Annotated in this window: 10 protein-coding genes and 2 pseudogenes; 3 read left to right on the forward strand and 9 right to left on the reverse strand. The window is 53.0% G+C overall.

Annotated elements, in window-relative coordinates; all coding sequences use genetic code 11:
* The first annotated feature begins 93 nt into the window (after positions 1–93).
* The 3 genes and pseudogenes from glnS (at position 94) to chiQ (ending at position 4,211) form a co-directional block, all read left to right on the forward strand.
* Positions 94–1,761, forward strand: coding sequence for a glutamine--tRNA ligase (gene glnS / locus N7E69_RS15690; RefSeq protein ID WP_001287181.1), 1,668 nt, complete (start codon positions 94–96; stop codon positions 1,759–1,761).
* A gap of 660 nt (positions 1,762–2,421) precedes the next feature.
* Positions 2,422–3,829, forward strand: a pseudogene (gene chiP, locus N7E69_RS15695) (chitoporin ChiP).
* Positions 3,830–3,878: 49 nt separating this feature from the next.
* A complete protein-coding gene (gene chiQ / locus N7E69_RS15700; RefSeq protein WP_000722258.1) occupies positions 3,879–4,211 on the forward strand; it encodes a ChiQ/YbfN family lipoprotein in 333 nt (110 codons plus the stop codon).
* 48 nt (positions 4,212–4,259) lie between these two features.
* Here the strand turns inward: chiQ and tcuC are convergent, their stop codons facing one another.
* From tcuC to ybfF, 9 genes and pseudogenes are all read right to left on the reverse strand, one after another.
* Positions 4,260–5,564 carry a tricarballylate/proton symporter TcuC gene (gene tcuC, locus N7E69_RS15705; protein WP_000057014.1) on the reverse strand — a complete coding sequence of 435 codons (1,305 nt, stop codon included), beginning with the start codon at positions 5,562–5,564 and terminating at the stop codon, positions 4,260–4,262.
* A gap of 50 nt (positions 5,565–5,614) precedes the next feature.
* Complete coding sequence (tcuB, locus tag N7E69_RS15710; RefSeq protein ID WP_000811134.1) at positions 5,615–6,754, reverse strand: tricarballylate utilization protein TcuB; 1,140 nt, start codon at positions 6,752–6,754, stop codon at positions 5,615–5,617.
* Entirely contained in the window at positions 6,741–8,144 is a 1,404-nt protein-coding gene (tcuA, locus tag N7E69_RS15715) for an FAD-dependent tricarballylate dehydrogenase TcuA (RefSeq protein ID WP_000228709.1), read from the reverse strand. The genes tcuB and tcuA overlap by 14 nt, the downstream gene beginning before the upstream one ends.
* A gap of 97 nt (positions 8,145–8,241) precedes the next feature.
* Positions 8,242–9,168 carry a tricarballylate utilization LysR family transcriptional regulator TcuR gene (tcuR, locus tag N7E69_RS15720; protein WP_000423384.1) on the reverse strand — a complete coding sequence of 309 codons (927 nt, stop codon included), beginning with the start codon at positions 9,166–9,168 and terminating at the stop codon, positions 8,242–8,244.
* A gap of 114 nt (positions 9,169–9,282) precedes the next feature.
* Positions 9,283–9,735 carry a ferric iron uptake transcriptional regulator gene (fur, locus tag N7E69_RS15725; RefSeq protein WP_000131700.1) on the reverse strand — a complete coding sequence of 151 codons (453 nt, stop codon included), beginning with the start codon at positions 9,733–9,735 and terminating at the stop codon, positions 9,283–9,285.
* A pseudogene (locus N7E69_RS15730) lies at positions 9,728–9,813 on the reverse strand (ryhB-regulated fur leader peptide). Before N7E69_RS15730 ends, fur begins: the two are co-directional and overlap by 8 nt.
* A gap of 203 nt (positions 9,814–10,016) precedes the next feature.
* On the reverse strand, positions 10,017–10,547 hold the full coding sequence (gene fldA / locus N7E69_RS15735; RefSeq protein WP_001018621.1) for a flavodoxin FldA: 531 nt from the start codon (positions 10,545–10,547) through the stop codon (positions 10,017–10,019).
* 150 nt (positions 10,548–10,697) lie between these two features.
* Complete coding sequence (ybfE, locus tag N7E69_RS15740; RefSeq protein ID WP_001040939.1) at positions 10,698–10,991, reverse strand: LexA regulated protein; 294 nt, start codon at positions 10,989–10,991, stop codon at positions 10,698–10,700.
* Positions 10,992–11,124: 133 nt separating this feature from the next.
* A complete protein-coding gene (gene ybfF, locus N7E69_RS15745; protein WP_000773245.1) occupies positions 11,125–11,895 on the reverse strand; it encodes an esterase in 771 nt (256 codons plus the stop codon).
* Positions 11,896–11,995: the final 100 nt, after the last annotated feature.

An 11,995-nucleotide genomic window follows, 5' to 3' on the forward strand; every position in this document is an offset into this window, starting at 1 on the left:
AAAGCCACTTTTTAAGTAACTAAAGGTTGTCAGTCTGTCCGGCTTATAAGATCATATGCCGTTATACGTTGTTTACGCTTTGAGGAATCCACGATGAGTGAGGCTGAAGCCCGCCCGACTAACTTTATTCGTCAGATTATTGATGAAGATCTGGCGAGTGGTAAACATACCACTGTCCATACCCGTTTTCCGCCGGAGCCGAATGGCTATCTGCACATCGGCCACGCGAAATCTATCTGCCTGAACTTTGGCATCGCGCAAGATTATCAGGGCCAGTGCAACCTGCGTTTCGATGACACCAACCCGGTAAAAGAAGATATCGAGTACGTTGATTCGATCAAAAACGACGTCGAGTGGTTAGGCTTTCACTGGTCTGGCGATATTCGCTACTCCTCCGATTACTTTGACCAACTGCACGCCTATGCGGTCGAGCTAATCAATAAAGGCCTGGCCTACGTTGATGAGCTGACGCCGGAGCAGATCCGTGAATACCGCGGTACGCTGACCGCGCCGGGTAAAAACAGCCCGTTCCGCGATCGCAGCGTGGAAGAGAACCTCGCGCTATTTGAAAAAATGCGTACCGGCGGTTTTGAAGAGGGTAAAGCCTGTCTGCGCGCTAAAATCGACATGGCGTCGCCGTTTATCGTGATGCGCGATCCGGTGCTGTACCGCATTAAATTTGCTGAACACCACCAGACCGGCAACAAGTGGTGCATCTACCCGATGTACGACTTTACTCACTGCATCAGCGATGCGCTGGAAGGCATTACTCATTCTCTGTGTACGCTGGAGTTCCAGGATAACCGTCGTCTGTACGACTGGGTGCTGGACAACATCACCATTCCGGTTCACCCGCGCCAGTACGAATTCTCGCGCCTGAATCTGGAATACACCGTGATGTCCAAGCGTAAGCTGAACCTGCTGGTGACCGACAAACACGTCGAAGGTTGGGACGATCCGCGTATGCCGACTATTTCCGGTCTGCGCCGTCGCGGCTATACCGCAGCTTCTATTCGTGAGTTCTGCAAACGCATCGGCGTCACCAAGCAGGACAACACCATTGAGATGGCGTCGCTGGAATCCTGCATTCGCGAAGATCTGAACGAAAACGCGCCGCGCGCGATGGCGGTAATCGATCCGGTAAAACTGGTTATCGAAAACTACCCGCAGGGCGAGAGCGAAATGGTTACCATGCCTAACCATCCGAATAAACCGGAGATGGGCAGCCGTGAAGTGCCGTTTAGCGGTGAGATCTGGATCGATCGCGCAGATTTCCGCGAAGAAGCGAACAAGCAGTACAAGCGTCTGGTGATGGGCAAAGAAGTGCGTCTGCGTAATGCCTACGTCATTAAAGCGGAGCGCGTAGAGAAGGATGCCGAAGGGAATATCACCACCATCTTCTGTACCTATGATGCCGATACGCTGAGTAAAGATCCGGCTGACGGGCGTAAAGTGAAAGGCGTAATCCACTGGGTTAGCGCAGCACATGCGTTGCCGATTGAAATTCGTCTCTACGACCGTCTGTTCAGCGTGCCGAATCCAGGCGCCGCGGAGGACTTCCTGTCTGTTATCAACCCCGAATCATTAGTGATTAAGCAGGGTTATGGTGAGCCGTCGCTGAAAGCGGCGGTAGCAGGAAAAGCTTTCCAGTTTGAACGTGAAGGCTACTTCTGCCTCGACAGCCGCTATGCAACGGCCGATAAGCTGGTCTTTAACCGCACCGTGGGCCTGCGTGATACCTGGGCGAAAGCGGGCGAGTAAGCACTGCGCCAACAGACGAATGCTGTAAAAATACCTTGTCAACGCCGCGTTTTGCGGCGTTTTTTCTCTGCATTTCCAAGAGCCTATCCCATTAGGGCTATTTTACTTGCCATTTTGGACCTGGGCAGTGCTCGCCAAAACGCGTTAGCGTTTTGAACGCCGCTAGCGGCGGCCCGAAGGGCGAGCGTAGCGAGTCAAACCTCACGTACTACGTGTACGCTCCGGTTTTTGCGCGCTGTCCGTGTCCAAACTGGCTGCGCCAATAACGCCTGGTGGGATAGGCTCTAAGTCGATTCTCTTTTTTGCGAGGCGAATTAATTATTCTCTGAAAATTATTGATCTGATAAATGATTATTAATCTAAATGTTATAAGCGTCAGGTCAACAGGAGACAATTATTTTCATGCCTATGGAAAACAAGTCAATTTTCTTTCTGGCGGTCTGCTTCCCCCACCAGCAGTCGAATGTAACAGAAAGCAATTAAATATGTGCGGTTGCTCATATTATTACATACTGGTTACAGAAAGAGATTGATAATTCGCATCGCGAAAAATGGTCTATTTAACGTAGTAAATGAGGTTTCTCAGCGCTACTTTTTATTTTTATTTTTTCGCTGTTCGCTTTTGTCGGCAGCAATTTATACGTCAAAGAGGATTAACTTATGCGTACGTTTAGTGGCAAACGTAGTACGCTGGCTCTGGCTATCGCCGGTATCACAGCAATGTCGGGGTGGATCGTTGTTCCGCAGGCGCAAGCCTCCGGCTTTTTCGACGACTCCACGTTAACGGGCGGCATCTATTATTGGCAGCGTGAACGCGATCGCAAAGATGTGACCGACGGCGACAAATATAAAACTAACCTTTCTCATGCGACCTGGAACGCTAACCTGGATTTTCAGTCTGGTTACGCTGCGGATATGTTCGGTCTGGATATCGCGGCGTTTACCGCGATTGAAATGGCAGAAAACGGCGACAGCGGTCATCCAAACGAAATTGCCTTCTCGAAAAAGAATAAAAGGCTACGACGAAGACTATTCCGGCGATAAGAGCGGTATCAGTCTTTATAAAGCCGCCGCGAAATTTAAATATGGCCCGGTCTGGGCGCGTGCCGGTTATATTCAGCCTACCGGTCAGACGCTGTTAGCGCCGCACTGGAGTTTTATGCCGGGTACTTATCAGGGGGCGGAAGCCGGCGCCAGTTTTGACTATGGCGATGCGGGCGCGTTAAGTTTTTCCTACATGTGGACTAACGAATATAAAGCGCCGTGGCATACCGAAATGGATAAGTTTTATCAGGCGGATAAAAAAACTAATGTGGACTACCTCCACTCCATCGGCGCGAAGTACGACTTCAAAAATGATCTGGTGCTGGAAGCGGCGTTTGGTCAGTCCGAAGGCTATGTCGATCAATATTTCGCAAAGGCCAGCTATAAATTTGATTTAGGCGGCAATCCGTTCACCACCAGTTACCAGTTCTACGGCGCGCGCGACAAAGTAGACGATCGCAGCGTGAATGATATTTACGACGGTACGGCCTGGCTGCAGGCGTTGACCTTCGGCTACAAAGTCGCGGAAGTGGTTGACCTGCGTCTGGAAGGCACCTGGGTGAAAGCGGACGGTCAGCAGGGCTATTTTCTGCAACGTATGACGCCAACCTACGCCTCTTCAAACGGTCGTCTGGATATCTGGTGGGATAACCGCTCCGACTTTAATGCTAACGGTGAAAAGGCGGTTTTCTTCGGCGCGATGTATGACCTGAAAAACTGGAATCTGCCGGGCTGGGCTGTGGGCGCGTCTTACGTTTACGCTTGGGATGCTAAACCGGCAACCTGGCAAAGTAACCCGGATGCTTACTACGACAAAAACCGCACTATCGAAGAGTCCTCATACAGTCTGGATGCGGTCTATACCCTGCAGGAGGGGCGTGCCAAAGGCACCATGTTCAAACTGCACTTCACCGAATATGACAACCACTCCAATATTCCAAGCTGGGGCGGTGGTTACGGCAACATCTTCCAGGATGAACGTGACGTGAAATTTATCGTTATTGCGCCATTCACTATTTTCTGATGTCAGATGCGGCAGGCTGCCGGTCTGCCGCGCTGTTGAGGAACGACCTATGAAAAAAATTTTACTCATCGCCAGCATGACCGCCGGTTTGACGGCCTGCGCGTCATCACCCGCGCCGGAAGAAGATAGCCGGCTGAAAGAGGCGTACAGCGCCTGTATCAATACCGCACAGGGCTCGCCTGAGAAGATAGAGGCCTGCCAAAGCGTACTGAATGTCCTTAAAAAAGACCGCAAACATCAGCAATTTGCTAACGAAGAAAGCGTGCGGGTACTGGACTATCAGCAGTGCATTCAGGCGACGCGCACGGGTAACGATCAGGCGGTCAAGGCTGACTGCGACAAGGTCTGGCAGGAAATTCGCAGTCATAATAACGTGCAATAAAAACCTGCCTTGCCACCCACGGGCGAATGTTTTCCGCCCGTGGTTTTTTCAGGCTTTATTTTCTGCCGCGATATAGCCGCGACTCAGACGTACAAACAGCATCGCCGTCGCGGCAAGTCCACATAATGCCGCGCACATCAGCCACCAGCCGGGCGAGCTTTTGTCGCCGGTTAACTTTACCAGCGCGGTAGAGATGGCCGGCGTCAGGCCGCCAAAAATCGCCGTCGCCAGGCTAAAGGCCAGCGAGAAACCAACGGTACGCACATAGACTGGCATCACTTCGGTTAACGCCGCGACCATTGCGCCGTTATACATGCCAAAAAAGAAAGAGAACCACAGCAGTACCAGCGTCATGCGGGTAAAGTCGGGCGCGGCGGTCAGCCATTGCATGACGGGCCAGGTGGTGATCAGCGCCAGCAACGTAATGCCCATTAATACGGCGCGACGGCCAATCCGGTCGGAAATCGCGCCGCCAATGGGTAACCAGATAAAATTGGACACCCCCACCAACATGGTGACGATCAAACTGTCCCGCGCGCTGAGATTAAGCACGGTTCTGCCATAGGTCGGCGTATAAACGGTGATAAAATAAAACGTTGTGGTGGTCATCGCCACCAGCAGCGTTCCGGCCGTAATAATGCGCCAGTTTTTGGCGATAGTTGCAAAAATTTCCCTGGTGTCGGGGCGATGCTTGCGTTGTAAAAACGCCTCTGTTTCTTGTAATGAACGACGTAAAACAAAAATCAGCGGAATGATCATACAGCCGATAAAGAACGGAATTCGCCAGCCCCACTCCGATATCGCGTCGTGTCCCAGCGTGATATTCAGGCTATAACCAATCAACGCGGCAACAACGATCGCGACCTGCTGACTGGCGGATTGCCAGCTGGTATAAAACCCTTTATTGCCTGGCGTTGCGATTTCGGACAGATAGACCGAGACGCCGCCTAACTCAACGCCCGCAGAAAATCCTTGTAATAACCGGCCCAACAGCACCAACGCAGGCGCTGCCAGGCCGATCGTTTGGTAGCCGGGGACGAGGGCGATGAGCAACGTACCGCAGCCCATAATCGCCAGTGTCACCATCAGCCCTTTACGGCGTCCGATTCTGTCAATATAGGCGCCAAGCACAATCGCGCCGACGGGGCGCATTAAAAAACCGGAGCCAAAGACGGCAAAGGTCAACATTAATGAGGCAAATTCGCTTTCCGCCGGAAAAAACGTTCTGGCGATATAGGTGGCGTAAAATCCGAACAAGAAAAAATCAAACTGTTCAAGAAAATTGCCGCTTGTCACGCGCAGTATTGCGCCGAACGTGCCGGCGCGCGATGTTGCAGGTGTGTGTTGTGCCATAGGGTTTGCTCTCCACTGTCTTTATTGTTTTATGGGTAAGATGTTGCGGGTCAGTTGCCTGTATCCCCCGCATGTTTTCCGCGTCGCTTCTCAACTGCCCATTTGAGTAAGGCCGCGCAGCGGAAAAATCCGTGGGCGAATTTTCCGTAGGGAAGGGTGAGAAAGAGCGCCATCACCACGCCTAAATGGAGCGCCAGCAGTATGCCCATTCCGCTGGTGTCTCTGCCTGCCAGCAGCGCCAGCCCGGTCAGACTGGTTAAGAACAGCAGCAGAATAAAGCCGCGATCCATGGGTTTCTGGCGCGCATCGCCATGTAACGGCGACCGCCGCAGATTGAGCCACAGTAGCCCGGCCGGGCCGATAAGCAGACCGATACCGCCCAGCGTGCCGAGCATGACCGGCAGGCTAAAAAACGGGTAGGGCGCTTCCCAACCGGCGACGTAGTGATAGCCCGTCGCCACGACCGTGGCGGCAAAACAGAGCATAAAACCGTAAAAGGTAAAGTGATGAAAGCGACGGCGCAGCAGCGTGAACGCATCGTCCGCTTCGTTACAGCCTTTGCCGTGACCGCCGTCGAGATATTTCAGCGTTAACGCATTGTGCGACGCTTCCGCAATCTCTGCCGAACGCGGTACGCCCGGCGAGATCTCACGCCAGAAGCGAATTACGCCCGCCATAAGCAAACCGATTGCCAGCACAAAAACTGAGCCAAACATCCATGCCAGCAGGCTATGCGGAAAAATTTGATAGAAGTCACCGGCCAGCGGCGGATGAATCAGCGACCCTTTCAGCGCCATCGCCAGTAATAAAAAGAGCGTCAGACCGACTATCAGCGCCAGCGCGACGGTGATCCCCGCCCGGCGGTATAACGCGCCAAAAGCGGCGGGCTGGGCATACTGTTGATACGTCTCCAGGCGGGCTTGCGCCATCGCTTTCGGCACGTTAATGGCAAATTCATGGGGCGGCGCATACTGGCATGCGTGCAGGCAGGCGCCGCAGTTATGACATAAATTCGCCAGATAATGAATATCGGCTTTACCGAATTCGAGCCGCTGGGTCATCGCCGGAAATACCGCGCAAAAACCTTCGCAGTAGCGACACGCGTTACACACTTGCATGACGCGTTCGACCTCGGCTTCCGGTTCGGTAAGCACGGTGGCCTCAATGATTAATTTTTCAAGCTGTTTCATGCTGCGCCTCCTTGTGCGCCGCGCGGGCGGCTTCTATTCCCGCAATGCGGCCAAAGGTTGTGCCGATAGACATGCCTACGCCTGCGGTATACCCCTTGCCCAGTACATTTCCTGCCATCATCTCGCCGGCAACAAACAGGTTGCGGCTTGGATGACCGGCAAAATGCACCGCGGCACGTTCATTGACTTTCAGACCCAGGTAGGTAAACGTGATGCCGGGTCGCAGCGCATAACCGTAGTAGGGCGGCGCATCAAGCGGGCGCGCCCAGTGGGTTTTCGCCGGCGTCAGGTTTTTAGTGGCGCAGTCATCAAGCAAGGTATGATCAAAATGACCGGGCTGGCAGGCCTGGTTATACTGCGTGACGGTATGGGTAAATTTTTCCGCGTCCAGCCCCAACTGGCAGGCCAGCTCAGCCAGCGTATTGGCCTGCGCGCCAGGAAAAACCGGCGGCATAAAGTGGCCGATGGCTTTGCTGTCAATAATCGAATAGCCAATTTGTCCTGGCTGTTGAGCCACCAGCCGCCCCCAAATGGCGTAACGCTTCGGCCAGAAATCTTCGCCTTCATCATAAAAACGTTCGGCGTCGCGATTCACGACAATACCCAGCGATACGCAATCCACGCGAGTACAAATACCGCCGTCGTACAGCGGCGCCCTGGCATCAATCGCTACGCAGTGCGACTGGGACGGATCGCCAATGATATCCGCGCCGGCATCCATCATAAATTTGAGTAATACGCCCTGGTTAAAACGCGTGCCGCGAATCAGGAAATTATCCGCGGGCCATTCGCCGCGGGCGTTTTCTCCCCAGGCCTCCCGCAGCCATTCACGGTTTGATTCGAAACCGCCAGCCGCTAATACGCAGGCTTTGGCGGTAATCCGTTCGCTACCCGCCAGCGCCGCCACGAATTCGCCGTCATGAAGTTCAAGCGCGTGAACCGGCGTGTTATAGCGAACCTGTACGCCCAGCCGTTCGGCGCTACGGTAATAGGCATTGACGAGCGCTTTCCCGCCGCCCATAAAAAACGCATTGGTGCGCGCAACGTGGAGCGCACCTGATAGCGGCGGTTGAAAGTTAACGCCATGTTTGCGCATCCAGTCGCGGCATTGCGAAGAGGTGCGAATGACCAGCCGCGCCAGCGCCTCGTTGGTGTTGCCGTCGGTGACTCGCCACAGATCCTGCCAGAATTCCTCTTCAGGATAGCTTTCTACCAGCACATCCTGCGGCGCATCATGCATACAGCGCAGGTTTCGTGTGTGCTGAGAATTTCCGCCGCGCCATTCCCGCGGGGCAGCCTCCAGCAGCAGAACCGATGCGCCCGCTTCCCGTGCGGTCAGGGCGGCGCATAATGCGGCATTGCCTCCGCCTATCACCAGTACATCAACCATCTTATACTCCCGTACCATTTAACTATTTGTTAAATTTGTAATTGAAATGTATACGGATAAATAAGCGGCGCGCTATCAGGTAGCGCTAAACAGGGGTTTAGTAAGCGTAAAGGGTTGCGCCTGGCCATTCACCGGCGTCGACTAACTGACGCATAACTTTGGTAAGGACTACTCTGGCGGCAAGGCCGGCGGGCGTCAGTTCATCATCCGACAGGCTGACTAAAAAATTGGGGCGGCTGAGTACCGGATTATGGACGCCGATCACGCGTAGCGCGTCGTTATCCAGATGAGAAATCGCCGCGCCGGGCTGCAACGTGGCGCCAAGACCGTCGCGCACGGCGCGCATCAACAACGCCAGACCGTCAATTTCCGCGACGATCTCAACGTTAAGCGCATGTTCCTGGCAGACAGCGTCCAGCCTGCCGCGCAGCCCATGTCCCTGGCTTGGCATAATGAGCGGAATGCCTGCCAGTTGTTCAGGTGTGATCGGGTTATCAGGAAGCGCCGCCAGCAGGGCATGGGAGCCAATCAGAAAAAGCTGTTCTTCAAGGATCGGTCTGGCGCTCCAGCGCAGGATTTTATCTTTTTGAAAGACAACGGCTAAATCAATCTGGCGGGTATTGATCATTCTTTCCAGATTACCGGACAAGCTTTCCACCACATGCAGTCGAACATCGGCATAGTTTTCCTGCATGGCATGGATAAACGGTATACCCAGTATGGAGGCGGTACTGGGGGCCGTTCCTACGCTCACATGACCGGAAAGGCGCGCTTCTCTGGCGGCGAGAATTGCGTCGTCGGCATGACGCAGGGCGAGTTGCGCCTGCGAATAAAAGGCCAGCCCGGCGTTGGTTGGCGTTACGCCGCGCGAAGTGCGCTGCAGCAGACGGATGGCAAGCTCGTTTTCCAGACGGGACATCTGTTGACTTAATGCTGAAACGCCAATATCAAGATCCTGTGCGGCGCTGCCCATACTGCCGGTTTCAATAATACGCACGAAATAGCGTAACTGGCGAAGCTCCATTCCTGCTCTCCTGAGATGCGATAGCGTTTTTTACATTAAATCAACATCAAGCGGCAGGAAAGAGGAGGATATAAAAAAGCCAACCGGGCGGTTGGCTCTTCGAAAGATTTACACTTATTTAGTCACGTCATCGTGCGCGTGCTCGTCTTCGCGGCAGTCGCCTTCAGCGCAGTGGCCGTAAAGATAGAGGCTGTGATTAGTTAAACGAATACCGTGTTTCGCCGCAATTTCACGCTGGCGCGCTTCAATAGAGTCATCACTAAATTCAATCACTTTTCCGCAGTCAAGGCAGATAAGATGGTCGTGATGATGCTGTTGCGTCAGTTCAAAAACGGATTTACCGCCTTCAAAATTATGGCGGGTCACGATACCGGCATCGTCAAACTGGTTCAGCACACGGTATACTGTTGCCAGACCGATTTCTTCACCCATGTCGATCAGGCGTTTGTATAAATCTTCCGCACTGACGTGATGGTTATCTGGTTCCTGAAGAACTTCCAGAATTTTTAAACGAGGAAGCGTTACTTTCAGGCCAGCCTTCTTTAATGCGGTATTGTTGTCAGTCATGCGGAATCTGTCCTGTTGCTAAACGATTCACTTCATTAGAGAAGTGACAGAAATTGCACTCAAGATAATGCGTATCATTATAGGACTGCCATGCCGAAATGAAAACCGCAAGTCTCTCGCAGATGTTAATAAAACTGTGGTTTTGCCTGCAAATTCTGGCGCCACCTGATTACACCCGGACATTGTACAGGGATGGGTGCGAAAGTTACAAATTTGTAGCAATTATTTTGATTGGTCTTGTCTATTGATGCGGCGCAGATATAACGCTGCGCCGCATAAGATTAGGCGTTGAGGATGTCGTCGAGGTGCAATTCAGCCGAAACTTGCTTAACCCATTTTTCAACACGCTCGGCGGTCAGTTCAGGCTGACGGTCTTCGTCAATCGCCAGACCGACAAAATGATCGTCGTCAGCCAGACCTTTAGAGGCTTCAAAATGATAGCCTGCAGTTGGCCAGTGACCCACAATCGTGGCGCCGCGCGGCTCAATAATGTCGCGAATCGTGCCCAGCGCATCACAGAAGTATTCCGCGTAGTCTTCCTGATCGCCACAGCCAAACAGCGCCACCAGCTTACCGTTAAAGTCAATCTCTTCGAGAGTCGGGAAGAAGTCATCCCAGTCACATTGCGCTTCGCCATAGTACCAGGTTGGGATGCCCAGCAGCAGAATGTCATACCCTTCCAGGTCTTCTTTACTGCTTTTTGCAATGTCATGCACATCGGCAACGTCTTTACCAAGCTGTTTTTGAATCATTTTTGCGATATTTTCGGTATTACCGGTGTCGCTGCCGAAAAAGATGCCAGTGATTGCCATGAGTAAAATAACCTCTTGAAACTTATTGAAATGGTGGTGGCGAATTGCCCACGGATAAGGGCAATCATAGCAGAACAGGCAGATATGCGGAAACAGCAATCACGCGGGACTGCACGCTCTGCTACACGAAATATGAAACAAAACTTATTTTCAGACTAAACCCTGGCCGCGCAGCGCCATAAGCTGCTTCATTAATATTTCTTCAATGAGCTCGCTGCGGCTAATGTTGCGCGCTTCGGCCAGCTCATTCAGCGCGTCAACCGCTTGTGCGTTGAGTTTTAATTCGACACGCTTGAGGCCACGAACTTTGTCGCGTTTTAACTGGTTGCGCTTGTTGATGCGTAACTGTTCATCGCGCGAAAGCGGATTCGTTTTAGGTCGTCCCGGGCGACGCTCGTGCGCGAACAGATCTAATGTCGTACGGTCCGTTTGTTCTTTGGCCATGATTTTGGTGACTTCGGGGGAAACAATCAGCCAGGCTTATGCCCGGATGGATAGCGCGCCATCATACATCAGCGAGGAAGCGACGCCAACGCCCGCGCGCGTAATCGCGCACAGGCGATGAGTTTTTAATCAGTTAGCGTTTATCGTGCAGATAACGGCGGATGGCGCGCAGAACCGCCTCTGGTTTTTCGGCATGTACCCAGTGGCCCGCGCCGGCGATCACATGCGCGCGCGCCAAAGGGAATTGCGCCAGCAGCGCGTCGCGGTACGCTTCGGTCACGTACGGCGAGTTACCGCCTGGAATAAACAGCGCCGGATGTTCCCAGGGCGGAATGGTTTCCCAGCCGACGATATGCGGATACTGCTCCCATAATACCGGAACATTAAAACGCCATTCGCCTTCAGCCCAGGATTTTAACAGAAACTGGATCACGCCTTCTTCGTTGAGGTGTTGGCGCATAATCCCTGCCGCCTGTTGGCGGGATGTCGCGTCGGATTCGCTGACGGCATTAATGGCCGCGAAAATGCGATCGTGGCGGCGAACGTGATAATCCACGGGGGCGATATCAATCGCGACCAGACGATCGATGCGATCGGGCGCCAGCGCCGTCAGCGCCATTACCGCTTTTCCGCCCATGGAATGACCAATAAACGTCGCTTTTTCAATCTGCTGCGCGTCAAGCGTATCCAGAAGATCCTGGGCCATTGCCGGATAATCCATGACCGGATCGCGCGGCGATAAACCATGATTGCGCATATCGACCTGAATAATGTCGTGATCGGTCACCAGATCGCGCGCCAGTACGCCGAGGTTGTCCAGGCTGCCAAACAGACCATGAACGAGAACGATGGGGGAATTATTGTGCAGGTTTTGTGCAGATTGCGCTCGGATGTTTAATTTCATGGCAAAGTTCTTTTTTTCGCTCTGTCGGGTTAGGGTATTATGTTGACCATTCTGCCACTGGGCTGCAACCTCTAAGGTTTACTCCGAGTTTTTTTGTCAG

The organism is Salmonella sp. 3C (assembly GCF_025426275.1).
In the GTDB taxonomy this organism is placed as follows: Bacteria; Pseudomonadota; Gammaproteobacteria; order Enterobacterales; family Enterobacteriaceae; genus Salmonella; species Salmonella enterica.